Source organism: Methanosarcina sp. MTP4, assembly GCF_000970045.1.
In the GTDB taxonomy this organism is placed as follows: domain Archaea; phylum Halobacteriota; class Methanosarcinia; order Methanosarcinales; family Methanosarcinaceae; genus MTP4.
In genome coordinates, this window is the sequence record NZ_CP009505.1 from 3,357,915 (window position 1) to 3,384,258 (window position 26,344).

Here is a 26,344-nt window from a genome sequence, read left to right on the forward strand (position 1 = left end):
AAAAGGGGTCTGATCCTTTACTTTTTTTGAAAAACCCTTTAAATCCGTGTCTTAAGGCTTTGTCCCGAGCACATCCTCTACATAAGCCCGCAAAATCTCCGCAACACTCCAGGCCTGGGCAGGACAACCTCCAGGAGAGTAGGGGTAGTCGCCGTCGAGGACTTCGGAGATACTGCCTATGCCTGCTTCTTCGAGCTGTTTGTCAAAGCCCAGGAGGAGGGAGCGCATGTCTTCCAGGCTTTCTTTTGAATTATTGTGGACTTTCCGGTAGGCTTTGACGTAGGCGCCAAGGATCCAGGGCCAGACTGTGCCATTGTGGTAGGCGCGGTCCCGAGTTTTGGGGTCCCCCCGGTAGTGGCCGGTATAGTGGGGGTGGTCCCTTGAAAGGGTGCGGAGGCCGAAAGGTGTGAGCAGGTCCTGCTCGACCCGGTCCACAATGGCTTTTTCTTTGTAAGGAGTAAGCATGGTGTGGGGGAGGGCGACTGCAAGGATCTGGTTGGGGCGGATGGCGGGGTCTTTTAGAGGGTTTCCGGCTTCGTCGGTGGTATCCGTGGAGACGGTATCGAAGAGGCAATTATATTCGGAGTTCCAGAAAAGGGCTTCAAAGTTCGAAGCTGCTCCTTCTGCAAGAGACTCATAGTTTGCGGTGTCCATGTCCAGCAATTCCCCGAGTTCGGAGGTGATTTTCAGGGCATTGTACCAGAGGGCATTGATCTCACATGCTTTGCCTGCTCTCGAAGTCACTGCACGGGAATCTACTTTCGCATCCATCCAGGTTAGCTGTGGGCCCTGCCTTATGAGAAAATCAGAGTCCATCCCGATCCCGAAGTCCGTGCCCTGGCTGTAGTGCCTGATAATATCTTCCATGGTGTTCCAGACATCCGAGAGAAAAACGAGGTCCTTGGTATATGCAAAGTAACGGCCCAGAGCCTGAATGAACCAAAGGGAGGCATCAACGGTATTGTAAACAGGAGCTCCGCCGAGAGCCGGGAAACTATTAGGTATCAGTCCCCTGCGGCAGTTCCGGGAAAAGTTTGCAAGAATGGAACGCGCATCTTCAAAGCGGCGGGGCACCAGAGTCAGACCCGGAAGAGCGATCATGGCATCCCTACCCCAGTCTGAAAACCAGGGATAACCGGCAATAACGGATTTTTCGCCAGTGGTAGGGTGCTTTACGATAAAAGGGTCCGTGGCCCTTAGAAGCTTGAGGGCAAAAGGTTCCGAAAGCATCGAATTGTAGGCAAGGAGATTTTGCCGGTAGACTGCGCGGGTGTAGAGTTCGTCGGCATCTTCAAGAGAAAGGGACGAAATATCTTCCATAGAAGAGGCAACAAAAAAGCGGGAAGTCCCCTTCTTGACTCCGATTTCAAAAAAACCGGGGTTGAAATTATCTTCCTGAAAAGCCAGTCCTCTTTTCAATTCCGCCCCGTATTCGAAATTATAGTACCACCGGGGGTCAGGGTGGTATTCCAGGTTGGATTTTATCCGGAATACAAAACCGTTTGAGCTTTCAAGTCGCAACCCGTTTGTCTCAATTTCTTGAAAAAAGTCGAGGTCACCGGAACGAGTTGTAGCGTGGAAGCTCCTGGCATTTACAAGAGGATAGATCCTCAGCCGGGCCTCTTCCCTTCCGCACTTTATTTCGTAAAGCACTACAGTTGTGTTTTTGCCGTAGACCATGAACACCTTTTTTTTAACCGTAAAGTCCCCGACCCGGTATACCCAGACAGGAAAAGGGGTGAGGGAAAATTTATCAAGGTAGGAAAAGCCCTCGGGATGGACGGTACCCGGATACTTATGGACTGCCAGGCTAAAGACCTCTTCCCCGCAAGAAAGTTCCTCGTCAAGGGAGGAAAGCAGGAGGAACCTGCCTGAAGCCCCCTTGGGAGCTGCAACCAGTAGCCCGTGGTAGGTCCTTGAAGCGGCACCTATGACAGTGGACGAGGCATATCCACCAAGCCCGTTCCCTACGAGCCATTCCTTTTCGATGCCCGCTTCATAAGATGAAAACGAATCTGCCCCAAGCCAGATCCCACTCATACTTACCTGATTAGACACTGATTTAATATATAGCTGCACCATAACTAGTTAATTAAAATGTGAAAGTTGGCAGAGAAGGACAGCCGGAATCTGGATTAGACCCAAAATTATTATATTTCAATAGTAAACATAAACTATTTTAGCTGTATAAGATATAAGCGAATGAGAATCATGAAGCAAGACCTGTTAGAAATCCTTGTGGATATTTTCAAATCATCCGGATACAGTGTTACAATATCCAACCCTTGTGATATCCTGGTGGAGAAAAACGGGCACAAGGCATTTGTCCGGTGTACACTGCAGCCTGACTACAGGGAAATAAAGGCTTTTTCCGATGAAATCGACAACAGCACAGGGATCTATGTTATAACCCAGAAAACCACGGGAGAACTTAACGACTACGCGGCCGAACTCGGGGTCTATGTCTGGGACAGGGACGAACTTGCCCTCCAGATAGGGAGAGCTGTCCTGGCAAACATGGAGAGGAAGGAAACCATCCCTCTGCAGGACTCCGAAACCCCGGAAAAAGTAGAGGAAAAGGTCCCGGCGCACTTCAACGAGGTCCCTGGAGATCTAACTATGGATAGCGGAGAAGCGGAGAATGAAAGTCCGATACTGAGAACTGACTTTAGCAACGGACTTATCCCGCTCCAGGAGATGCAGGCTGAAGGGGAAAAAACTTATTTTGTACCGGGGTCAGCCCCAAAAACTCCGGAGGAAAGGAACCCTTCAAAAAAGCATGAGCACATTGAAGTCCCTAAAGTCGATTCCTACGATATCCTGAATATAAAATCGGTCGAACCCGGGATTTCCAAAGAACAGGCCATCATAATCGCAAAACCATATTTAAGCAACCCGAAAGATGCCATCCTGAAGTTTGTGCCTTTCTGGAAATACTCTTATAACGTAGAATCGGAGAAACGCTTCAGATCCAAGGTCCTGAGTATCACCGGAGAAGGAAAAGGTTTCCTCAACGCCCTGAACAAGACAAAAGAAGACATAGAGCTTGAAGGCCTCGAATCCCCGACCCGGATCCCGGCAGTGGTCTACGAAGTAAAAAGGACAAACGTCAATAAACAACAGGCAGAAAAACTGCTTCTGGACGAAATCATCGAAGAAAACACCCGGGAAATGCGCTTCAACAACACCGAAGGGCAGGCAATCGTCTATGAGCAGAGAAGCGTCAAACCAAAACATGAAGACATCGAACTTGAATTAGAGCTCGTGTATATTCCGGTCTGGGAAGTAAAAGGGAAACGAAATTCCCTGGAAATCAACGCTTACAACGCCGAGGTGCTGGAAGCACCCGTGGATGAAGATGCGGAATTTGTGTAAAGGAAGCGCCCGTGAAGCAAACAGTATTATGAGTAGAAAATTATATAAAATAGTAAATATAATTATACGTACATGGGACCCCCGGATTCTTGAAGCAAAAATCCGGACCATGCCCTGTACGGACTTTCTTCGAAAGCCAGACTCTTTTGAATAAAAAAGAGATATAACCTCGCACAAGCGTTATAATGTATTAAATGCAAGGTTATATAACGTTTCGAAGTTAGGGTATATAACGCTTAGAAGTTACCTATAACCTGTAACAGATGGCATCTTATATTGGAAAAATCAAACTTAGAATAAATTGATATTTTTGAAAAATACAGAAGAGGTATATAGAATGATCGAAGTAACAGACCGAGCAGCCGCCGAACTTAAAGAACTGCTTGACCAGGAAAACAAGCCAGACATTGCTCTCAGGATTTTCGTTGCCGGAATAGCCTGCAGCGGCCCACAGTACGGACTCGCCCTTGACGAAGAAATAAAGGAAGACGACGTAACAATGGAAAGCAATGGTATCAAGCTTGTTATGGCAAAGGACATCCAGAAAAACTTCCCCGATGGCAGCATCGATTTTGTCGAGGATGAAAACGGCAAGGGATTCCTGATCCGGAACCCGAACGCCGGTGGATGCGGAACCTGCGGCGGATGCCACTAAATAGCAACATCAAACTGCAGATAAAAGCATCTTATTGAAGAAGAACGCGGAAACTTAAAAAAAAGGAGAAGGGGATCTTATGTTTCCAGGCATGGGAGGCCGGGGTATGAACCCGGCTAAAATGAAACAGATGATGAAACAGATGGGGATAAACACAAGGGAACTCAACGACGTTGAAGAAATAATTATAAAAACCGCAGACTCCAATATAATTATTGAAAACGCAAACGTCACCATCATGACGGTTCAGGGTTCGGACACCTATCAAATCGTCGGTGACGCAAGGGAAGTTCCCAAAGAACTGGATATCCCCGAAGACGACATCAAACTTGTAATGGAGCAGACAGGCGTCTCCGAAGAAGAAGCCCGTGAAGCCCTCAAAAACTCAACCGGAGATCTGGCAGAAGCCATCGTGGCACTCTCTTCTGCCTGATTTCCTTTAATTTTAGAGATTACTGGATTTAATAGTAGAGGCGGCTGAATTTAATTTTGTAGAGTATTAAACAACCCTTTTCTGGATTTTGGAATATTTCCCTTTTTTGGAATTATTAATTATCCAGCTCATTCTGGAACTTTTCTGAAACTCAATCCGACAGCCAGTGCCAACTGTACAAAATATACAATTTTGAAATTATTAATTATCCAGCCCATTCCGGAACTGTTCTGAAACCCAATCCGACAGCCAGCACCAAATGTACAAGATTTACAAATTAGGGTCGAATCAGACTATAAGGCAGAATTCAACTATTCTGAAATAAAACTCCATATGAATGATATCCCGAATAAACACTTTGATGATTTTTATACAAAAATGCTCTTCTCAACACATCAACCCCCAATCTCAGTTAATATAAAAAAGATATGTTTTTAAAAGAATAAGTTATTAATTCTACATTAATGGGCACGGTGTGACATGATTTTACATAGTATGGCATCGTAGAACATAACATAACACCCATTATTATAAAAAAGATAATATTTGAACCGTTGGACACGATCCGGAGAAAAATCATTTGACACTACAGATCACTAATGTTATGCTAACATCCCTAACTAAAAAAAGGAACTGAATGGATGAAAGAATGCAGCATTCAGGAGAAAAAAAGATGTCAGAAATAAAAACTGATGAGCGAGAGCAGCTTGCGAGCCGGATCGGCTTTTTATTAATCTCGGCCGGATGCGCAATAGGGCTCGGGAACGTCTGGCGCTTCCCCTTCATTACCGGAAAATACGGGGGAGCTGCTTTCGTTCTGGTATACCTTGTATTCCTGTTATTGCTCGGGCTGCCTATCATGATAATGGAGTTTTCCATCGGAAGGGCAGGCCGTAAAAACATTGCAGGTGCAATCAGAGCCCTGGAACCCTCGAAAAGCAAATGGCATATAGTGGGCTATCTAGGAATCCTTGGAAACATTATCCTCATGATGTTCTATACCACAGTAGCAGGCTGGGGTTTTGCCTATTTATATAGGGAAGCTACGGGAGCTTTCAACGGACTGGAACCGGCAGAAATAGGATCCATGTTCGGGGCATTCCTTGGCAGCACTGGAGAACTTATATTCTGGATGGCAATTGTGGTCGTCATGGGCTTTTTCATATGCTCCCTGGGACTTCAGAAAGGAGTAGAAAAAGCAGGAAAAGTAATGATGTCCGGCATGTTCATCATGCTTCTCATTCTGGTAGCCAAATCCGTTACCCTTCCTGGAGCCTCGGCAGGCCTTGCCTTCTACCTGAAGCCGGACTTTTCAAGCCTTAGCGGGGAAGCTATTTACGCCGCCATGGGACAGGCCTTCTTCACCCTGAGTCTGGGGATAGGAAGCATGGCTATTTTCGGGAGCTACATAGGTAAAGAACGTTCCCTGACAGGAGAGTCCCTGCACGTAATGGCGCTTGACACGATAGTTGCCCTGCTTGCAGGCATGGTAATTTTTCCCGCGGCCTTCGCTTTCGGAGTGGACGTAGGAACAGGACCCGGGTTGGTCTTCGTTACCCTTCCAAACATCTTTAACCAGATGCTCGGAGGCCAGATATGGGGAACTCTCTTCTTCCTGTTCCTGACCTTTGCAGCCATGACAACCGTGATTGCCGTCTTTGAAAACATCATGGCCTTCACAATTGACGAATGGGGATGGACCCGAAAGAAAGCCGCCCTCATAAACGGGATTGGAATCTTCATTCTCTCTTTGCCCTGTGCTCTCGGTTTTGGGCCCTGGAGCAGCTTTGCCCCTCTGGGAGAAGGTACGGTTGTGCTGGATCTCGAAGATTTTATCCTGAGTAACAACCTCTTGCCCCTGGGAGCCCTGGTCTTTGTGCTCTTCTGTACCAACGGCTTTGGCTGGGGCTGGAGCAACTTCATAAAGGAAGCTGACACCGGGGAAGGGATCAAGTTCCCTAAATGGATCAAACCATATGTGACATATGTCCTCCCCCTGATCATCCTGATAGTCTTTGTCATGGGCTGGAAAGACGTCATTTTGAAGCTTCTCGCATGAAAAACTGAAAAAAAGAAGGAGGCTTCGGGTAATCAGACCTGAAGCCAGCACTTTTCTATTTTTGGCGATCCTGGTTTTTTGTGGAGTTACCAGTTTGTTCTTTTCCCGGAGCATATCGAGTCCAATCCCCCCAATAATCATCACCCTGAACAGCTCCCCCCGGAGTAAAAAAGGTTTTCAGATAGTTCACTTCAGCGTCTTTAGCTGAACCAACTTTCCCGGTTAATTAAATAAATCTATTTAAATAAATATATAACATATTAGGAAAGGGATATTAGGAAAGGGGGGGTGGTCCTATAGGATATATTGGAACATGGAAAGAGGTCGTTTTGAATTCTCCGGGTTTTTATCAGAATATGCCAAGAGAAGGAGGCTATAGCGACCCGATAAAATTCGCAGGAATTAGCTTTGCAATCTACGGTTTATTTACAATGGTCTTTAATCGGAGTATGTTTCCCTTTCAAGGGGAACTGCCTTCTTTTATGGTGCCTGCGTCTATAATAATTACCCCGATTGCAGGTACAATATCTCTATTTATTGAAGCGGCTATTCTCTATTTTTTGTTCAGAACCCTGGGAGGATCAGGGACTTACGAAGGAACGGTTAGAATTACAGCCTATGCGACTGCCGTACTGTCGTTAGCCTGGATTCCGTATATAGGAATAATCTTCGGACTATATAGTGTATACCTTTATGGCATAGGGAGCACTTTCGTCCATAACATAATCCTTGGGAAGTCCTCCTTATTAGTGCTTCTGCCAGCTATAATGATCTTTGTAATCACCATGCCACTGGTGGCCCTGTATGCTGGCATGGAGGTCCTGACTTAAGGAGGAAGACCTAAAGAACTATTTAGAGATAAAGTTGAAAGCTCCGAGTTGCGACACGGAAGTACGCTGTCCGTTTCACTCGCTGCGCTTGCTCAAGCGGACAAAAAATTGAGAATAGGATAAATGATAAAGTAAAGAAAAGTCAAAAAACATAGTAAAAACTCTTAAAAACAAAATTTGTTAGAAAAAGGGAGTAGATTAAGGTGAATATGGCAGCGTGCCAGAGTTCCCGAAGGCTCGCGCACTTCAGTACAGTGTGGAACGCAGGCAGGCTTATCTTCTCCGAGTTGCGACACGGAAGTACGCTGTCCGTTTCACTCGCTGCGCTTGATCAAGCGGACAAAAAATTGAGAATCGGATAAATGATAAAGTAAAGAAAAGTCAAAAAACATAGTAAAAACTCTTAAAAACAAAATTTGTTAGAAAAAGGGAGTAGATTAAGGTGAATATGGCAGCGTGCCAGAGTTCCCGAAGGCTCGCGCACTTCAGTACAGTGTGGAACGCAGGCAGGCTTATCTTCTGTGTTCGGAAAGGGTACAGGAGTTGCCCTGCCGCTATGGCCGCCATACTCAACCTGTAAAATGGATTGGAAAATGTGAATGAATAGTCATGTATAACAGTGCTGCATACTGGATTTCGCCTGGATCTGGAAAATGGTAAACCGGAACGGATGGTTAGTGAACGCGGACTGAACACCTCGTTGCCTTGGTGCTTACATCCCGTTTCTATTAAACCGGTCTTGTACCGGGAACCTTAACGAAGTCTCTTATTTAGGCGGGATTTCGAGCTTAGATGCATTCAGCTCTTATTCCGTAGCGCGTAGCTGCCCGGCGCATGCCCTGTCGGACAACCGGTACACCAGTGGCGCCGCTGCTCTGTTCCTCTCGTACTAAAAGCAGCTTACCCTCAGACTTCAAACACCTCTAGTAGATAGTAACCGACCTGTCTCACGACGGTCTAAACCCAGCTCACGATCTCCTTTAATAGGCGAACAACCTCACCCTTGGCTGCTGCTGCACAGCCAGGATGGAAAGAACCGACATCGAGGTAGCAAGCTGCCGGGTCGATATGTACTCTTGCCGGCAACGACACAATTATCCCCAGGGTAACTTTTCTGTCATTTTTGGCCCGCACCAAGCAGGCTCAAAAGTTCGCTAGAACCGACTTTCGTCTCGTCAACCACTGCTGTGCTGATTAACGTCAGGCTGACTTATGCTCTTGCACTCTTCAGTGAGTTTCCGACCCACTTGAGTCAACCATTGCGCGCCCTTGATATCTTTTCAAGGGCGTCCCGCCCCAGGCAAACTGCCCACCTATCGGGGTCCTCCTCGCGGAGTTAGGGTCATAGTCTCAGAAGGGTAGTGTCCCAATGACGACTCCACGGATGCTGGCGCACCCGCTTCGATGTCTCCTACCTACACTGTACATCCAAAACCACAACACAACGACAGGCTGCAGTAAAGCTCCATGGGGTCTTCACTTCCCCCTAGAGGTCTCTAGACTTTGCACTAGAATGTAAGCTTCACCGGACTCCAGTTAGGGACAGTAGGGCTCTCATTGATCCATTCATGCAAGTCGCCAATTAAGCGACAAGGTACTACGCTACCTTAAGAGGGTCATAGTTACCCCCGCTGTTTACAGGCCCTTCTTCCCGTTGAACCGGGGTTTCAGGTACCTGCACTGAGCAGGATTCAGAGATCGTACTAGCCCTTACGGGTTTGCGATCTCCTATGTTGGTATTAGACAGTTAGAGCCCCCTGGTCACTGCGACCTGCTGTCTACACAGCAGGCACTCCTTCTCCCGAAGTTACGGAGCTAATTTGCCGAATTCCCTTAACTGAATTGATCCGACACGCCTTAGCCTTTTCAGCTAGGGGCACCTGTGTCAGTTCTCGGTACGGACATTTAACTGCCCTTTTCACGGGTTCCGGGGTGAAGCTGACTTGCGCCATAACACATTCGCCCGCTTCTCGCCATTACGGCTCTCCACGGGGTTAGGTGCTTAGACGGCGCGACGACGCCGCTCAACCTGCCCCAAAACGTCAGGCTTTAGTGTTAAATGGTACAGGAATATTAACCTGTTTCCCTTTCGGCGTACTCGAATTACGGTACGTCTTAGGACCGACTAACCCTCGGCTGACGAACATTGCCGAGGAAACCTGGCCCCTTCGGCGGCAAGGATTCTCACCTTGCTATGCTGCTACTATTACCAGGATTTTCGTTTGTGAACGGTCCACTGGACTTCACAGCCCAGCTTCCGCCCGAACACAACGCCTTCCTACGAGATTACCTTACGGTACTCCGTGGTATCGGTGGTCGACTTGAGCCCCGTCAATTTTCGGGGCCCCAAACCTCGACTGGTGAGCTGTTACGCACTCTTTAAAGGGTAGCTGCTTCTGAGCTAACCTTCCAGCTGTCTGGGGCTTAGGACGCCCTTTAGCGTTAACACTTAGTCGACACTTGGGGACCTTAACCACGGGCTGGGTTGTCTCCCTTACGGACTACAAGCTTACCCCAGCAGTCCGGACTCCGATCGTCTACGATGACGGTGGGTTTGGAGTTTGACAAGCGGTTGAGGGATTTCTCCCCCGGGACCACCAATCAGTGCTCTACTCCACCGACGATCTCAGATCAGGTCATGCTACGACATGTTTCGGAAGGAACCAGCTGATGCCGGGCTAGATTAGCATTTCACTCCGAGACGCAGGTCACACGAATGATTTGCAGATCAATACCGCTTGCGGTCCTCCACGTAGCTTTCGCCACGCTTCAACCTGCCCACGCCTAGATCGCCCGGCTTCGGGTCGTAACCCGGTGACTCCACGCACTTGTATACGCCGTGCCTCACTCAGAAGAGTTGCGCACATGTTGCTTTCGCTTCGGCTGCCCAGATAAAAAGGTTAGCCATTGCCACCGAGATACACTCCCTGGCCCGTTCTTCAAAACGTAAGATACGACACCGGCAGTGATGCTCGTACTGCAGCCTCACGGCTGTTTCCTTCGCATCAGAGATCCTTGCGTGCCGTATCGTACTATCGCCACCAGGTTTCAGGCACTTTGCACCTCCCTTCTCGGGGTACTTTTCAGCTTTCGGTCACCCTACTATTTCGCTATCGGTCTCAAGGAGTATTTAGTTTTGGAGGTTGGTGCCCCCCAAATTCCCGCACGATATCCAACGCACGGTACTCAGGGACAGGTCCAAGTTCAGTGAGGGTACGTCTACGTGACTATCACACTCTATGGTCTGCCGTTTCAGACAAGTTTGACTTAATCACTGAACCGTGAGAACCGCCCTATAACACCACATGTCCCCGAAGGGATTCGGTTTGAACTGTGCCGGTTTCACTCGCCGTTACTTACGGCATCTCAATTGATTTCTTTTCCCGCCCCTACTAAGATGTTTCAATTCGGGGCGTTCCCGATCATTACTGATCACTAGGAGAGGTCTCATTCGGAAATCCCGGGTTCATAGGCTCCATGCGCCTAGCCCAGGCTTATCGCAGCTTGGCACGTCCTTCATCAGCTCTTGAGCCGAGCCATCCACCTGGCGGCATAACTCCAGTTATACCTAACCAGATCCAGTAAGCGTCCAGTATACAGCACCTATACATGACTTCACACGCCGGCTTCCAGCTACGGAAGCAGACAATCCATCCTTCCCCGGCGATATCATTCGACGGGTGCATTGAGTATAATATGAATAGGGTTGAGGATCTGTCGGTTTTTCGGCCTCTGGCCGGTGGCAGTTTCTTTAGCTTAGGAGGTGATCCAGCCGCAGATTCCCCTACGGCTACCTTGTTACGACTTAACCCCCCTTGCGAAATTCAGGTTCGAACACGGCACGATGTCCGTGCCCTCACCCATACCTCACTCGGGTGGTTTGACGGGCGGTGTGTGCAAGGAGCAGGGACGTATTCACCGCGCTATATTGAAACGCGATTACTACGGATTCCAGCTTCACGAGGGCGAGTTACAGCCCTCGATCCGAACTAGGGACGGGTTTGTGAGATTGCCAACCCCTTTCGGGGAAGGGACCCATTGTCCCGACCATTGTAGCCCGCGTGTAGCCCGGGAGATTCGGGGCATACTGACCTACCGTAGCCCGCACCTTCCTCTGATTTGACATCAGCGGTCCCCACAGTGTACCCATCGTTCCGGAGAACATGCTGGTAACAGTGGGCACGGGTCTCGCTCGTTGCCTGACTTAACAGGATGCTTCACAGTACGAACTGGCGACGGCCATGCACCTCCTCTCAGCGATTCAGGCAAAGTCTTTAGCTTGGCCCACATATTGCTGTCGCCCCCGGTGAGTTTTCCGGCGTTGAGTCCAATTAAACCGCAGGCTCCACCCGTTGTTGTGCTCCCCCGCCAATTCCTTTAAGTTTCAGCCTTGCGGCCGTACTTCCCAGGTGGCTCGCTTCACGGCTTCCCTACGGCACCATACACGGTCGCACCATGCATGACACCTAGCGAGCATCGTTTACGGCTGGGACTACCCGGGTATCTAATCCGGTTCGTGCCCCCAGCTTTCGTCCCTCACCGTCGAACCCGTTCTGGTAAGACGCCTTCGCCACAGGTGGTCCCACAGGGATTACAAGATTTCACTCCTACCCCTGTAGTACCTCTTACCTCTCCCGGTTCCAAGTCTAGCAGTATCCCCCGATAGCCTATCAGTTAAGCTGACAGATTTCCCGGAAGACTGACCAAACCGGCTACGGACCCTTTAGACCCAATAATAACGATCACCACTCGGGCCGCCGGTGTTACCGCGGCGGCTGGCACCGGTCTTGCCCGGCCCTTGCTAACACGTGCATTTTACGCACGTGGACAGCCAACAAATGTTGCTGGCACTCGGTGTCCCCTTATCACGGTTTCCCGCATTGTAAAGTTTTCGCGCCTGCTGCGCCCCGTAGGGCCTGGATTCATGTCTCAGAATCCATCTCCGGGCTCTTGCTCTCACAACCCGTACCCGTCGTCGGCTAGCAGGTACATTACACCCGCTACTACCTGATAGGCCGCAGACCCATCCTCAGGCGGAGGACCTTTGACGCATAAAGCATTCCAGCACATATGCGTTATCCGGAATTATCCCCAGTTTCCCGGGGTTATGCCAGACCTGAGGGCAGGTTATCCACGTGTTACTGAGCAGTACGCCATGTTCACGAAGAACATTTGACTCGCATGGCTAAGGCAAACACCGATAGCAGTAACCTCTGGCAGGATCAACCAGAATTAATGTATCGCACACTTGTTCTAAAGAAATTGGTCGTTGAAACTGCACAAAAAGCCAATTCAGCTATTTCCAGAGTCTCGATAGTTTGTAAAAACCACCGACCAGAATTAACCGAACCGACAAATCCTCGTCAGACTGAAAAAAGCTTCAGTCTCCATTAAATGATAACTTGTAAGCACTGCACAAATTATAGTGCAGGAATATATATGTATGTGTCCATGATATATAAAGGTTGTCATTTGCCCTTTGAACATAAAGGACACTTCGACCCAGATACCACGACAAAAAACCTGCCAGCACATTTCGACTCATGCTGACTGGGATTCATAGTACATCCGTTTAGTATATAAAGCTTTTCGTTCGGGAAATTTTTTCGAAAACAAGCCCCTGACATTTAAAGGATTTGTTTTTGGCAAATTCCGAACACCACCCGAGAAATTAGACCTCCAGAGCGGCTCGCGTTTGTGTTACGCGCAGGACATCACAATGGCACACCCCATATAAATAACTTACGATTGGGAGAAATTTAAGGGAAAAGAGGCAAACAAAAAAAATAAAAGAGAAAGCAGAAAAGCGCAGGATTAAAATAACAACATAAAGTTCAGAGTCAGCAGAACGAATAAACTTAAAGTCCAAAGACGACATATAATGCTAGTTAAGTATACAGAAAATAAAAGGATATTAAAAAAATCCAAAATATAAATAAAAGAGGTATCGAACTGGCTCAATTAAGAAAACCTCCAGGCAAGGCTGGCGCCACCGAAGAACCCGTGGCAAGAGTACGCACCCCGCGCAGGGAAAACAACGAAATCCTGGCAACGGTTGAAAGCCTTCTCGGTGCAAACCGCCTGAAACTCCGCTGTATGGATGGAGTCGTACGGATGGGCAGAATTCCGGGTTCCATGAAAAAAAGGACCTGGATCCGGGAAGGAGACCTGGTCATCGTTACACCCTGGGAATTCCAGAACGAGAAAGCTGATGTAATCTGGAAGTACACAAGGCCCCAGGTAGACTGGCTTGAAAGGAAAGGATACCTGAAAGGATAACATGAAAAAAGAGCTAGAAAAAAAAGTCAGGCGCATTGACACAGCCACTGACAACCTGCGCGTCAGGGAAAAAGACTCCGATTCCCTGAAGGTGGAAGAAAATGTCTTTGACATTCCCACCCTGAAAAACCTCTACAACCTGGCGAAAAAGGGGATAATAGAAGCAATGGGAGGGTCCATCAGTACAGGGAAAGAAGCAAATGTATTCCACGCCGAGGGTCCGGAACGCGAACTTGCGGTAAAGATATACAGAATAAGCTCAAGCACCTTCAAGGCCATGGACGCCTACATCATGAAGGACCCTCGCTTCGTAAATATCCGGCATAAAAAGCGAGATATCGTCTTTGCCTGGACCCGCAAGGAATCCCAGAACCTCATACGCGCAAAAAATGCAGGAGTACGTGTCCCAGAACCTATAATAGCTGAAAAGAACATCCTTATAATGGAATTTATGGGAGAAAACGAAGTCCCCTTCCCCCTACTGAAGAACGTAGCTCTGGGAAAAGAAGAAGCCCGGCAGATTTACGATATAATCGTAGAGTATATGCGGCTTCTCTACACGGAAGCGAACCTGGTGCATGCCGACCTGAGCGAATACAACATCCTCATAGACCCTAAGGACCTGAGCCCTGTTTTTATTGACATGGGACAGTCCGTAACCCTGGAACACCCCAACGCACGGGAGTTCCTGCACAGGGACGTGCTGAATATCCTGAGATACTTCAGCCGCTTCGGGATAAAAGAAAGCCCGGAAGAACTTACCTCAAAAATAAAGGCGAAAATAACATGACCCAGTATGTCAAAATCCCAAAAGAACGGATCGGAGTAATCATAGGTCCGAAAGGGGAAATGAAAAATCTGATCGAAGAAAAAACCACCTGTCAAATCGACATTGACAGTGAAAGCGGGAAAATCGACATCACCTGTGAGGAAGACCCTTTAAAGGAATTCAGGACTCTTGAAACCCTGAAAGCTATAGGCAGGGGATTCAGCCCCGAAAAAGCCCTCAGGATCCTGGACGACGATATGCTCATGCTTGAGATTATCGACCTATCCGATATTGCCCACACCCAAAAGGAACTCCAGAGACTAAAAGGAAGAATCATCGGGAGAAACGGGAGGACAAGAGAACTCGCAGAATCCCTGATAGGCGTCAAGATCTCAGTATACGGAAAAACCGTTGCCATACTGGGATACGCAGAGCAAAACACCATAATCCGGACTGCCATCCAGATGCTCATCGATGGCGCCCCCCACGGCACAGTATACAAGTTCCTCGAGAAAAAACACCAGGAACTTTTGCAGTCCCAGCTCGACTCAATAGACCTCTACTGAAAATAAAGACTGGAAAGAAGGGGGTCCCAGCTTTCGGGACCTCACATTTCCTTTAGTAAACTACCTGCTTCTCCGACCTAGCTTTTTTCAATTTATTCAGTCAATCAGTCAGTCAGTCACTCATCTGCTTCCAACTCATCCTCTAAATAGTCATCATCTCCAGCCATTTTCCCACGGCCTTCCAGGAAATTGCCCCTTCCGGGTTTTGCAGTAATTGACTCTTCCATCCAGAGGGCTTCCCCCCTTGAGAGCGTGTAACGCGGGAACACGCCGTCCATACCTTCAAAAGGTGTCCATCCGGCTTTGCTGTGCAGCATATCACCCCTGACGGGCTGGAGTTCCCTGGGATTTACGATCATAAGGTCAGCATCGAAACCTACGGCAAGCCTGCCCTTGAAATGCTTATCCAGCCCGAAAATTCTTGCAGGGTTCCAGCTCGTAAGCCTGATCATCTGCCCGAGGGGCAGGATATTCTTCCTGACTGCCGCAAGCATGAGAGGCATCAGCGTCTCGACTCCAGGGACTCCCGCAGGAGCTGCACGGATATCCGTATCTTTTTCGAACTCCAGGTGCGGAGCATGGTCGGAAGCCACGAGATCGATGGTCCCGTCATTCAGCCCGTTTGCGAGAGCCTTGATGCTCTGCATGTTCCGGAGAGGAGGATTCATCTTTCCGAAAGACCTGAGCCTTTCCCAGTCATGTGTTGAGAGAAAAAGGTGGTGTGGGGTGACTTCGCAGGAGAAAAGGGGCTGTTTTTGATCCCTTCTTGCCAGGTACTTTTCTTTCCTGATGATCCCTATAGCCTCCAGGGTGCTTATATGGCAGAAATGAGCCCTGACCTCGAGAGCATTTATGAGCCCCATGGCTTTCTGGACTGCCCCCGCCTCGCAGAAGTTGGGGCGTACCCTTGAGTGGTATTCATAGGAACTGTCCGATTTCAGCATATCCTCCAGTTCAAGGCGCACCTTTTCGTCCTCGGCATGGATGGAGGCAAGGGCATCCAGGCGCTTAATCTCAGCCAGGGCCTCTTCAAAATCTTCCTCATTGATATTGAGCCCACCTGTGGACTCAGCCATGAAGATCTCCCCGAAAGCCGTAACCCCGAGCTTCCAGAGCTCTTTGAGTTTATCGATGTTCCCGGTAACCCCCCCGTTAATCCCGAAGTCAACGATCGATTTTTTCCGGGCAACCTTGAGTTTCTGCTCGAAAGAACGGCGGTCAGTGGTAGGAGGAACGGTGTTTGGCTGGTCTATGACAGTGGTAATTCCCCCCGCAGCCGCCGCACAGGACCCTGTGTGCCAGTTTTCCTTGGACGTCATCCCGGGGTCCCTGAAGTGGACATGCACATCAATTCCCGCAGGCAGGGTAAGAGCCCCCTCAGCATCTATGATCATATCCGAACTTGAGACCCGGAGGTCTTTTCCGATTTTCGCGATCTTGCCGTCCTCAATTATGATTTCGGCTGGCTGGAGAACATTATCGTAATAAATCCTTGTGTTTTTAATCAGGACATCAGGCATGGGCGTCTATATGCTCAAAACCGTACTTAAATTATGTACATCATCGGAGATTTTAAAAAAAGGGAACAAAAAGCAGGCAAAAAAACAACCTGAAGAGGGGAAGAAAACTCCAAAGATGAGTGAAAAAGAACCAGAAGGAAGATGAAAACCAAAAAGTAGAAAATGAAAAAATGAAGAAGAAAAGCGGGAAAAGCCCTCTCAGATAAGCCAACTAATTCAACCAATCGATTCAAACAATCAACTAAACCAATAAACTAAACCAATCAATTAAAACAATCAACTAAACCAATAAACTAAACCAATCAGTTCAGCTTAATTCTCTCAGCGGTGCTAAGGTAGACCACACTCTCACACACATTGCAGCAGTGGTCTGCAATTCTTTCCAGGTAGCGGATCAGGAAGAGCAGATGAGTTGCTTTGGAAACGATGCTCGGATCTTTTGCCATCATTTCGATCAGTTCCACCCAGACCGAATAAAAGAGCTTATCAACATCATCATCCAGGGCAGCAGTGCCCTTGGCCAGGTCAGGGTCCTGGGTTTCAAAGGCTTTGAGGGAATTTGCAAGCATTTCCTCTGCAATATCCCCCATCCTCCTGGTGTCCACAAGAGGTTTCAAATGCCCGCCTTCGATTTTCCCGGGAATCTTTGCGATATTGATGGAAAGCCCCACAATCCTTCTGAGGTCCGCCGAAATTTTAAGGGCGCTCACCACAAGCCTGAGGTCGCCTGCAAGAGGCTGTTGTAATGCTATCAGGTCATTAATCGTAACTTCAATTTTGTATTCAAGCCTGTCCGCTTTCGGCTCCAGGTCAAGGGTCTCGCGGGCAAGCTCCAGGTCAAGGTTTATGACCGACTCCATGGAATCGTGAAGGATTTTCTCTGCAAGCTCCCCCAGGGAGAGGACAGATTCCTTCAGCAAGGCCAGTTGCTGTAAATATGTTTCTCGAACCATTTAATCACCTTTACCTGCCACACCTTTACCTACCACACCTTGAGATGCCAGGATGAGATTTAGGTGTGATATAGAAGCTATATATGTGGGAGATACGTCAAATTGGGTATATACCATATATAGTATTGAGCTGCCATACTCAAAAATTTTATGACTGGCAAATTGCAGCCGGCACGAAGTTTTCGCGATTATGGGAAGCATAGTCAATCAAGAAAATTACGGTTAACCGAACCTTCCGGTAATATAATCCTCGGTACTCTTTTCTGCGGGATTTTCAAAGATCTGCCGCGTTTTCCCGAATTCAATCAACTCCCCCATCAGGAAAAAAGCAGTATAATCCGAGATCCTGGCAGCCTGCTGCATATTATGGGTCACGATTACTATAGTGTAGTCCTTTTTCAGATTCATGATCAGTTCTTCGATCTTCGCCGTGGAAATCGGGTCCAGGGCACTGCAAGGCTCATCGAAAAGAATGATCTCGGGTTTCACGGCCATTGTCCGGGCAATGCAGAGTCTCTGCTGCTGCCCCCCGCTAAGGGAGAAGGCAGGAGACCGGATCCTGTCCGAAATTTCATCCCAGAGAGCCGCCGAGCGAAGCGCGTGCTCCACTACACCTTCGAGATCCTTTTTGTTCACTCCGTGAATGCGCGGGCCGTATGCAATGTTGTCATATATAGACATCGGGAAAGGATTGGGTTTCTGGAAAACCATACCAACCTGCTTCCGGAGGTCTACGACATCCACACCTGGCCCATAGATGTCCTTACCTTCGATTGAAACCTCACCTTCAATCCTGCAGCTCTTAATAAGGTCATTCATCCTGTTCAGACACCTGATGAAAGTAGACTTTCCACATCCCGAGGGACCTATAAAAGCAGTTACACTGTTTTTAGGGATCCGGATGTTGATATTCTTAAGGGCCTGCTTTTCCCCGTACCAGAGATTCAGGTCTTTGACCTCAATCTGGGGATTTGCTACGTTTTGGATAGCTTCGGTCATTTAATGTGCCTCAAATCTAATGTTAGAACTCAAATCAAATTTTCAATTTTTGCCGGTAATACCTGCGGACCAGCACTGCAACAAAGTTTACGGCGAGCACGATCATAAGCAGGACAAGTGCAGTCCCGTACTGGAGAGGCCGGGTCTGGGCGATGTTCGTCCCTGCGGTGGCAAGGACAAAGAGGTGGTAGGGAAGCGCCATAAACTGGGAATAGACCGAGTCAGGCAACCTCGGCAGGAAATAAGCAGCCCCGGTAAGCAAAATCGGAGCAGTCTCTCCTGCGACCCTCCCTATACTCAGAATGGAACCCGTAACTATTCCGGGAATGGAAGCCGGAAGCACCACATGCCTGATGGTCTGCCACTTACTGATCCCGAGCGCAAGGGAGGATTCCCGGTATTCCGGGGGGACCGCAAGAAGGGCTTCCTCACTGGAGCGGATAATCACCGGGATAATCAGGAGGGCAAGGGTCAGGGAAGCCGAAAGGAGCGAAGGGCCAAACCCGAGGTACTTGACAAACATAGCCAGGCCAAAAAGCCCAAAGACCACGGAAGGTGTCCCTGCAAGGTTGTTTATTGCCATTTCTATGGCCCAGGTGGTCCGGTTCTCCCCGGCATATTCGGTAAGGTAGATCGCAGCCAGGATTCCCATAGGGAGCGCCACCAGCATTGAGCCGATGATCAAATATACCGTGCCCACGATTGCCGGATAGATCCCGCCTTCGGTCATCATCTTGCGGGGCATTTCAGTCAGGAATTCAATACTGATTGCACTGTACCCGTTGGAGACTATGTAATAGAGGATAACAAGCACAAAGCCTGCGACCGTTAACGCTGCAAGAGTCAAAAAGGCAAAGGCAATCTTTTCACTGGTTTTTGCGTTCAGGCCCATGCTCAGTCCACCTTAAACCTGTATTTCTTTTTGATTGCGTCCGCAAGCAGGTTGATAAGGAACGTGACAATGAAAAGTACGGACCCGACTGCAAACAGGGCATGGAAATGGTCACTGCCCTGAGGGACCTCCCCCATTTCGAGCGCTATAGTGGCGGTCATTGTCCTTACCGGGTCCAGGATCCCACCCGGGAAAGAGGGGATAACAGCCGTGTTTCCGGTCACCATCATGACAGTCATGGTCTCCCCGATTGCCCTGCCCATGCCGAGCATCACGGCAGCCGAAATCCCGGAAAGTGCCGCGGGAACGGTTACTTTGTAGATGGTCTGCCACCTTGTAGCCCCGAGGGCAAGAGAACCCTGCTTGAGGGAACCGGGGACCGAACTGATGGCATCTTCGGAGATGGAGATGATAGTGGGAAGTGCCATGAGCCCTAACATAATGGAACCTGCAAGAGCGGTCTGCCCGGTGGGCAGGTTGAAAGTCTCCCGGACAAAGGGGACCAGCACGACAAGCCCGAAGAACCCGTATACAACCGAAGGAACGCCTGCAAGGATCTCGACAAAGGGCTTGAGGAAATCCGCAACTTTGGGATTTGCCAGTTCAGAGATGAAGATGGCAGAAGCGACCCCCAGAGGTACGGAAAAAAGGATTGCCCCCGCAGTCACGATCAGTGAGCCCAAAAACAAAGGCAAAAGCCCGAACTGTGCATTTACGGATGTAGGGTACCAGAATTTGCCGGTTAAAAAGCTCAAAAACGGCACGTCTTCAAAAAGGGTTAAACCGTCCCTGAATAAAAAAAGGCATATAAGGAAAAGAATGACGACTGTCAGGGCGCTCACTGCAAAGAGCACGAATTCAATCGTCTTTTCCCTATAATTCCTGTTGAACATTCTTTTTCCCTTAAAATCCCTGATTCATTTTTCGAGTCATACTTTTGAAGCCCTGTTTGGAGGCTCACTGAACAGGGAAGTACCCGACTTCAATGACCAGGTTCTGCCCTTCTTCACTCATTACGAAATCAACGAATTCCTTTGTGAGACCCTCGGGCTCCCCATCGGTATAGAAGTAGAGGGGCCTTGAGAGAGGGTAATCGCCGCTGATGATGTCCTCAGGGTTCGGGTATACGAAGCCTTCCCCGGCATCCACACTGACAGCCTTTACGCTGTCATCAAGGTATGCGACACCGATATATCCGATTGCATTGGGATTCATGGAAACTTCACTTACTATAGCCCCGGTTGTAGGCTGGGTGAGAGCATCAGGCCGGTATTCGTCCTCAAGGAGTACAGCTTCCTTGAAGTATTCATAAGTCCCGGAGCTGCTGTCCCTGGACATTACAGCGATTTCCTTGTCTTCTCCACCCACTTCATTCCAGTTGCTGATGCTTCCGTTGTAGATCCCACGCATCTGGTCAAAAGTAAGCTCGGAAACCGGGTTCTCAGGGTTGACCACAACAGAGATCCCGTCAAAGGCAACCACGTGCTCAAGGGGTGTGATCCCGTTTGCTTCGGCATTTTCAAACTCGGAACCCTTCATTTCCCTGGAAGCTGTTGCAATATCAACTTCCCCGTCGATCATGGCAGCAATTCCCACACCGGATCCGCCGCCAGTTACGGTAACGCTCTTATCGGGATATTCTATCATGAACTGTTCAGCTTCATACTGAGCAAGAGGGAGAACCGTGTCCGAACCCTTGATGGAAATTCCCTGTGCTTCGCCTGCAGGAGCTTCTTCTGAAGGAGCCCCTTCTTCTCCGGCTTCATTATCGGTACATCCGATTCCCAAAAAAACGAGCCCCATCAAGAGAACTGTGAGGACCGCATAAGTTTTTAAATGTGCCATGTTGTAAATATTCCTCCAATAAATATGTACCAAGATAAGAATCTATAGCAGTTGCAGAGTTTTCTAACACATCACACTAAGAAAAGAGTTTATATATAAACATTTGCCACATATAGTATAGAGGAATATATAATATAAATATAAATGTAATAAAAAAATATACTATATATCAACTATACAAAATATATAGAATAAATGCAGGGAAAAATACCCGGAAAATTTAAAGTTATTAGCAACAGTAACAATCAAGGATAAAAAATGGGAGAAGAAAAGGAAGAAAAGAAGCCTAAAGTGGAAGAAAAATGAAAAAAAAACTAAAAGTGGAAGAAAAATGAAAAAAACTAAAAGAGAAGAGACGTTGGTACAGGAAAAAAGGAAATGAAGAGCTCAGAAGTCAAAAAGAGACCTCTGCTCTCCTCGCCCATTCTCCGAACAGGAATCTGCACCTGTAGTTGTCAATCCCTTTGCAGAAGGAGGCTTTTCCGGTTCAGGTTTCTTCGGCTCGAAATCGAAGAGCCCTTTTTGTTTTGAATCATAATCAAGAGAAGACGTCTTCACTCCGAAAACTCCGAGGATGCGTTCCACGGGGGGAAGGATCTGCTTCTTAATATAATAGTCCACATCGATTGGAACATTGTTCTCCCTTACATAGTCAGGGTCTTCGGCCCGGTCCACGAAAAGCCCTTTTCCGGCGGTGATGACAAAGGGGATCCTTGTTCCTATGGAAGGCATTATCCCGGTCCTTTTCTTCAGGTTTTCCACGACTGTAAGGTGGGGCTGCTTGCTTTTGTAACTGTCCACTTTCCGGGTAAGGGTACGGGTAAGAACCAGGTTCTCAACAAGCTCGGTGTCTTTTCGAGGGTCAAGATTCCGGACATTGCTTACGACTTTCTGGACATGTTCTACTGCCAGGTCAACTTCACCATCTTTCAGAACAAGTTCAAGGACCGTGTTAAGGGTCTTTGAGGTCAGCCCACACCAGTCTCTGCGAACGGTCTCCATCCCCTTCACCTTGATCTTGTCCTTCCACCCATCCCCTTCAGGCTCAAACAGCCAGAGAGCATAGCGTTTCTTTGCGATCAGAAGGGCGCGCTTTGCAATGGATTCGAATTCGAGCTCCATGGGGTCGGGAAGCGATGCCGAAACGATCTCTGCAAGCCTGTTTCCCACAAGGCTGATGTCATCAAGGGAAAGTTCCCCTTCTGCTTTGCAGTGGACAAAAACACTGTCCGTATCCCCGTAGGCAACCGAGAGCTCCACCATCCGGTCAGAGGGGAGAAGCTCCCCGGCTTCCCCGGAAAGAAGAGCTGACGACCCCCTGAGAATGACCTTCCCGATCCTGTCATTTATCAGGTCCCTGGTGTTCAGGATATTGCTCCGCCCGAAACTTGTCACGGCGTTTGCAAGGGGCAGGCTGTAAAGCCTCGCCCTGGCATACCCGGAGTATCCGTAAAAGCTGTTCAACAGGATCTTCAGGGCTAACTGCGTTGCATCAAGCACCCGATGCTCGTTTTCATCCCTGGTTTTCTTCATAAGGACCTTGGTATCCACCCTGCGGTTCAGAAGATCTTCAAGTATGGAAGGCACGATACCCTTGAAAGCTACGGAAGGGACGAACTCCCCTCCAGACGGGGGTTTGATGGTCTTCCCCCCAGGACGGTCCTCCGTCACAACCGTGGTGTAGCAGAGGTTGTGCGCCATCATGATGGTGGGATAAAGGGACTTGTAGTCAAGGATCAGCACATTTTCCAGCAGGCCCTTTTTCGGTTCAAGGACTTCCCCTCCTTTCAGCTCCGAACTCTGCTGGTGGCGTTTGGCCGAAAGTTCGTCATCGGGTTTCGGAGGGATAAGTCGGTCTTTTAACCCGAACTCCCGGAGCATGAGGTGCTCAACCATGGAAGTCTGTCCACCGTCCACGATTTCCTGAAGCAGGGTCCCACTGACCCGGGCAAGAGCAACATATTTGTCAAGTAGCCTGAGATTGAGCACCAGTTCCAGGGCAAGTTCGGAGTCCCTCCGCGAATAATCGATGAATTTCTTGAGCTTTTCCCCGGAATCAGCCCAGTACTCCTCCATCTCCGAGGGAGCCACATCGAGTTTTTCCCGTTCCAGAAGCTCCTTTGAAACCGCCCGCAGGGTATATTGCTTCAGGCTGAAAGCCCTGCGCACCAGGGGAAGTGCATCCACGACAACCCGCCCTTTCATCTCGGTCCGGGTAATGAGCCCGAACTTCCGGTATCCCATGAAGCTGCCATCCCTGCCAACCACGGAATTTACCTTTTCGCCTCTTGAATAAAGGGTCTTCACCCTGTCAGTAATATAAGGGATGTCGAAGTCCTGGTGGTTGTAGCCCACAACAATGTCAGGGTCGTATTCGCAAAAGATCTTGAAAAAGAGGTTCAGCATTTCAGCTTCATCTTTGCAGGGCAGGACGTCTTTGTCCGCCCCTTCTACCGGCTTGGCCGTCAGGATGAGGGTCTGATGTCCTTTATATTCGGGTTCAAACGAAAAGCTGACCATGATAACAGGAGACGTCTCGGGAGCAGGCATCCCCCCGTCAAGGGGCAGGCACTCAATGTCAAAGGAGAGGTATTTCAGAGGAGCTGTGGCAAGGTTGTCAATTTTTCTGACATCGGATGCCAGGATCACGGTGTCGCAGGCAAATTCCCGGCAGCGGGGCCTGCCTGAAAAATTATTTTCCTGGAAGTACTTTGCAGGATCCACGGGAGTCCCTTGCACCGAAACCCAGACCATCCCACCAAGGTCCCGGTCAATCAAAAAACGGTTCCTGAAAAGAATATCACTTTCATAAATTTCCCAATCGCCTTCGGCTTTGAGCACATCCCGGATTTTCAGCACATCGCCCCTGATTTCGGGCACATTTTTTGGCAAAGAAGTGGTGATCTTGAGCATATCTTTTCTGGATTCCTGATACCCCACAGGCTCAAACTTTTCAACGATTTCTACCTTTTTGACCTGCTCAAAAGTGTCTTTGATAAGCCTCGCAACGGCATGCAGGTCTCCGGAAGCTTTGAGATAAAAATAGGGTTCGAAATCAGGAACAAGGCAGCATACGCTTTTACCATCCGCACTTCTCCCGAAAAGGCGGATGACAGGCTTGCTGTCATTAATGACTTCGTAATCCGCATCCAAGATCTGAAAATCCATAGGCATGGTTTAGAGTTTTAGGTAGACATATAGCTTTTGTTACATTGTCAGGAAAATAAATGTGAAAAAACATTTTCTGAAAAGATAAGGGGAGAAAGAAATACAAGAAAAAAGAAAGAAAAAGGATGAGGTAGAGAAAAAGGAAAAAGACCAATGGAACGAGAAAGGGAAAGGAAAAAGAAAGAAAAAAAGAAAGGAAAAAAGAAAGGAAATGAAGAAAAGGAAATAAAGAAAGGAAATGAAGAAAAGGAAATAAAGAAAAGGAAATAAAGGAAGGGAATAAAGAAAAGGAAAAAAGGAAAGGAAAAACAGAAAGGGAATAAAAAAAGGAAAAACAGAAAGAACGTTTAAAACCAACCGTGCCGAAAAATCAGGCAACAGACGGTTTTATGTTCATATTGATTGCGACTTCCGCAATATCGGCACTGTACTCGGCAACTCTCCGCAGGCTTTCCAGGATCATGCTGAGCTCGATGTTCCCGGACCCTTCTCCATCCCTGGATTCGAGGGAAACCCCGAACTGGGACACTTTCTTGGCTTCCACAACAATCTTGTTTATAGCCTGAAGGTCTTCTTCTGTCATAGAATCGATCGAACTTTCAAAAACCTTCTGGGAAAGGTCAGCCATCTTAAAGATGGGGTCGTCGGAACTGATTCCGTTTTCCATCTTAGTTACGTTCTGGGCGATACGAACAGCGTGGTCTCCGACACGTTCGATGCTCTTGGTAATAAGCCTGTATCCGAGACATTCCCTTGGGTCACCGATCCCTATTTTTTCGGAAAGCTCGACGTCCTCGATAGAAGCCTTAAGCTGGCGCACCGAGAGCAGATAGAAACGGTCCACGTCATCGTCCCGCTGGATGACATCCTCAGCAATTTCCACGTTGTGGTCCTTAAGGGCAGTCATCGAGTCCTCAAGCATGGAGAGGACAAGCCCATACATGTTCTTGATGACCCTTCTGAGTGGCAGGTCGTGGTAATTCAGGAGACACTGGAAGACCAGTTCGTTTCTGGACTCTTCCACGAGTTCAAGCCCGATAAGCTTCTGACGCACGGAATCTTTGATAAACTTCCGGTCGTAGGCACTGAAGCCTTTCTTGGTGGTAAGCCTGATGAAGTCATAACCCACGAGGTAATGTGAAATAAGAACCCTCAGGTTGTTTTCAGCACTGTCGGAATGCACGTAATCGATCGATGCCTTGAGAACCGACTGTTCCCTTGAAGTCGCGCTTGAGGAAACGAGCAGGGTCTTGTTAGGCATCGGGGTAAGGGTAAGCGTGTCTCCTGCCTGGAGCCCGATATCCCTCACCCACTTTATAGGAAGGGAAACAATATAAGTTGAATTTCCCGTAAACTGGACTTTTCTCTTATCTTTGGTGATAAATGAACCCCCTGGAGGCAGTCTATTCACTTGTATAGTATCTATATAGAACATAGTTATATATAAAGGTATCCAAAAATTAGGCCACCATAATGAGAAATGAAACAAGGAACTGTTGTCTAATAATAGTATATAGGACATTTAAATAAATTGAGGGAAAACATAGACCTGCCCTGAAAAGGATATAAAGACCAAAATGTGAAAAAGCAGGGAAAGCTAGCGAATTTATTTCATGTCTTTGCTTTAACTAATTTATTACTTATGAGTATTGGTTGCACAGTGTAATGTATTATTTAAATTATTTCAGGATAAAACAAGTAATTACATAACTTTTTATTTATATTGACACTAATTTTCACCTGTTATTTATTTGAAACTTTTCATTAATACTTGCAAATAATCCGTTCATAAAGATAGTATAAGTATAGACATTATAACTCGAAAATGTCTTTTAAATTATCCGTCACACATAATAAGTAGAATAGGGACCCGCCCAAAGAGAGACATCCTCAGGAAGAAAATCAAACTATATATGGAAGGAAGAAGAACTTAAGTATATATTTACAATAAATAAAATTTTGATTATTCCTGCACCCAAAACCCATACAGTAGCTCGAAAG

At 48.0% G+C, this 26,344-nt stretch carries 18 protein-coding genes and 3 rRNA genes; 9 read left to right on the plus strand and 12 right to left on the minus strand.

What is annotated here, in order from left to right; all coding sequences use genetic code 11:
* Positions 1-51: 51 nt before the first annotated feature.
* The gene (locus MSMTP_RS14085; RefSeq protein ID WP_048180639.1) at positions 52-2,040 is read right to left on the minus strand and encodes an amylo-alpha-1,6-glucosidase; all 1,989 of its coding nucleotides are present in this window, start codon (positions 2,038-2,040) and stop codon (positions 52-54) included.
* A gap of 171 nt (positions 2,041-2,211) precedes the next feature.
* Between MSMTP_RS14085 and MSMTP_RS14090 the strand changes: the two genes are divergently transcribed.
* From MSMTP_RS14090 to MSMTP_RS14110, 5 genes are all read left to right on the plus strand, one after another.
* Positions 2,212-3,375, plus strand: a complete 1,164-nt coding sequence (locus tag MSMTP_RS14090) for a hypothetical protein (protein WP_231582799.1) — start codon at positions 2,212-2,214, stop codon at positions 3,373-3,375.
* A 337-nt stretch (positions 3,376-3,712) separates the two neighbouring features.
* Positions 3,713-4,030: an iron-sulfur cluster assembly accessory protein gene (locus MSMTP_RS14095; protein WP_048180643.1), complete on the plus strand. Its 318-nt coding sequence runs from the start codon at positions 3,713-3,715 to the stop codon at positions 4,028-4,030.
* 79 nt (positions 4,031-4,109) lie between these two features.
* The gene (locus MSMTP_RS14100; RefSeq protein ID WP_048180646.1) at positions 4,110-4,463 is read left to right on the plus strand and encodes a nascent polypeptide-associated complex protein; all 354 of its coding nucleotides are present in this window, start codon (positions 4,110-4,112) and stop codon (positions 4,461-4,463) included.
* A 673-nt stretch (positions 4,464-5,136) separates the two neighbouring features.
* Positions 5,137-6,522: a sodium-dependent transporter gene (locus MSMTP_RS14105; protein WP_048183687.1), complete on the plus strand. Its 1,386-nt coding sequence runs from the start codon at positions 5,137-5,139 to the stop codon at positions 6,520-6,522.
* 329 nt (positions 6,523-6,851) lie between these two features.
* Entirely contained in the window at positions 6,852-7,352 is a 501-nt protein-coding gene (locus tag MSMTP_RS14110; RefSeq protein WP_255350980.1) for a YIP1 family protein, read from the plus strand.
* A 446-nt stretch (positions 7,353-7,798) separates the two neighbouring features.
* Here the strand turns inward: MSMTP_RS14110 and rrf are convergent.
* From rrf to MSMTP_RS14125, 3 genes are all read right to left on the minus strand, one after another.
* Positions 7,799-7,920, minus strand: a 5S ribosomal RNA gene (gene rrf / locus MSMTP_RS14115).
* Positions 7,921-8,007: 87 nt separating this feature from the next.
* Positions 8,008-10,920, minus strand: a 23S ribosomal RNA gene (locus tag MSMTP_RS14120).
* 190 nt (positions 10,921-11,110) lie between these two features.
* Positions 11,111-12,585: ribosomal RNA gene (locus tag MSMTP_RS14125) — 16S ribosomal RNA — on the minus strand.
* The 16S, 23S and 5S rRNA genes sit together here, the layout of an rRNA operon.
* A gap of 713 nt (positions 12,586-13,298) precedes the next feature.
* Here MSMTP_RS14125 and eif1A point away from each other — a divergent pair.
* The 3 genes from eif1A to MSMTP_RS14140 are packed head-to-tail and all read left to right on the plus strand — an operon-like array spanning position 13,299 to position 14,966.
* Positions 13,299-13,631 (plus strand): translation initiation factor eIF-1A, encoded by a 333-nt coding sequence (gene eif1A / locus MSMTP_RS14130; RefSeq protein WP_082090632.1) that lies wholly within the window; start codon positions 13,299-13,301, stop codon positions 13,629-13,631.
* Position 13,632: 1 nt separating this feature from the next.
* Entirely contained in the window at positions 13,633-14,421 is a 789-nt protein-coding gene (locus tag MSMTP_RS14135) for a serine protein kinase RIO (RefSeq protein ID WP_048180655.1), read from the plus strand.
* On the plus strand, positions 14,418-14,966 hold the full coding sequence (locus tag MSMTP_RS14140; RefSeq protein ID WP_048180659.1) for a KH domain-containing protein: 549 nt from the start codon (positions 14,418-14,420) through the stop codon (positions 14,964-14,966). Before MSMTP_RS14135 ends, MSMTP_RS14140 begins: the two co-directional genes overlap by 4 nt.
* Before the next feature lie 116 nt (positions 14,967-15,082).
* On the opposite strand, the gene MSMTP_RS14145 is transcribed toward MSMTP_RS14140, so the two are convergent.
* On the minus strand, positions 15,083-16,486 hold the full coding sequence (locus MSMTP_RS14145) for a dihydroorotase (RefSeq protein ID WP_048180662.1): 1,404 nt from the start codon (positions 16,484-16,486) through the stop codon (positions 15,083-15,085).
* Between the two features lie 10 nt (positions 16,487-16,496).
* On the opposite strand from MSMTP_RS14145, the gene MSMTP_RS20245 reads away from it, so the two are divergent.
* Complete coding sequence (locus MSMTP_RS20245; RefSeq protein ID WP_255350981.1) at positions 16,497-16,631, plus strand: hypothetical protein; 135 nt, start codon at positions 16,497-16,499, stop codon at positions 16,629-16,631.
* Between the two features lie 157 nt (positions 16,632-16,788).
* On the opposite strand, the gene phoU is transcribed toward MSMTP_RS20245, so the two are convergent.
* From phoU to MSMTP_RS14185, 7 genes are all read right to left on the minus strand, one after another.
* Positions 16,789-17,439, minus strand: coding sequence for a phosphate signaling complex protein PhoU (gene phoU, locus MSMTP_RS14150; RefSeq protein ID WP_048180665.1), 651 nt, complete (start codon positions 17,437-17,439; stop codon positions 16,789-16,791).
* Between the two features lie 222 nt (positions 17,440-17,661).
* Positions 17,662-18,438 (minus strand): phosphate ABC transporter ATP-binding protein PstB, encoded by a 777-nt coding sequence (gene pstB, locus MSMTP_RS14160; RefSeq protein WP_048180670.1) that lies wholly within the window; start codon positions 18,436-18,438, stop codon positions 17,662-17,664.
* Positions 18,439-18,472: 34 nt separating this feature from the next.
* A complete protein-coding gene (gene pstA / locus MSMTP_RS14165) occupies positions 18,473-19,330 on the minus strand; it encodes a phosphate ABC transporter permease PstA (RefSeq protein WP_082090633.1) in 858 nt (285 codons plus the stop codon).
* Positions 19,331-19,332: 2 nt separating this feature from the next.
* Positions 19,333-20,223: a phosphate ABC transporter permease subunit PstC gene (gene pstC, locus MSMTP_RS14170; protein WP_048180674.1), complete on the minus strand. Its 891-nt coding sequence runs from the start codon at positions 20,221-20,223 to the stop codon at positions 19,333-19,335.
* Between the two features lie 64 nt (positions 20,224-20,287).
* A complete protein-coding gene (locus tag MSMTP_RS14175; RefSeq protein WP_048180676.1) occupies positions 20,288-21,175 on the minus strand; it encodes a PstS family phosphate ABC transporter substrate-binding protein in 888 nt (295 codons plus the stop codon).
* Between the two features lie 387 nt (positions 21,176-21,562).
* Positions 21,563-24,349 (minus strand): DNA-directed DNA polymerase, encoded by a 2,787-nt coding sequence (locus tag MSMTP_RS14180; protein ID WP_048180679.1) that lies wholly within the window; start codon positions 24,347-24,349, stop codon positions 21,563-21,565.
* Positions 24,350-24,713: 364 nt separating this feature from the next.
* Entirely contained in the window at positions 24,714-25,724 is a 1,011-nt protein-coding gene (locus tag MSMTP_RS14185) for a phosphate uptake regulator PhoU (protein ID WP_082090764.1), read from the minus strand.
* Positions 25,725-26,344: the final 620 nt, after the last annotated feature.